The following is a 219-nucleotide window of genomic DNA, read 5'->3' as shown; positions in this document are numbered from 1 at the left end:
TCCGAGGAGTGTGGGAGCTGTTGCGACGTCACGGCTGGTCTTGCCAGCAGCCCGCACGACGGGCCATCGAACGCGATGAGGCGGTCGTTGCCGGCTGGGTGAAGGAGACTTGGCCGTTGGCAAAGCGACCGCGGCGGCGCTCGGGGCCTGGCTTGTCTTCGAGGACGAGGCCGCCGTCTCGATGACGTCGCATCGCAGCCGCACTTGGGCCCCACGAGG

The 219-nt window shown here is 68.9% G+C and carries 1 pseudogene; it reads left to right on the top strand.

Going from position 1 to position 219, the window contains the following annotated elements:
• Positions 1-219, top strand: a pseudogene (locus IF20_RS38820) (winged helix-turn-helix domain-containing protein); the annotation flags it as partial.

This window comes from Streptomyces niger, assembly GCF_000718305.1.
Classification (GTDB): domain Bacteria; phylum Actinomycetota; class Actinomycetes; order Streptomycetales; family Streptomycetaceae; genus Streptomyces; species Streptomyces niger.
Note: the sequence above shows the minus strand (reverse complement) of the source record. Positions and strands in the feature narration are given on the sequence as shown.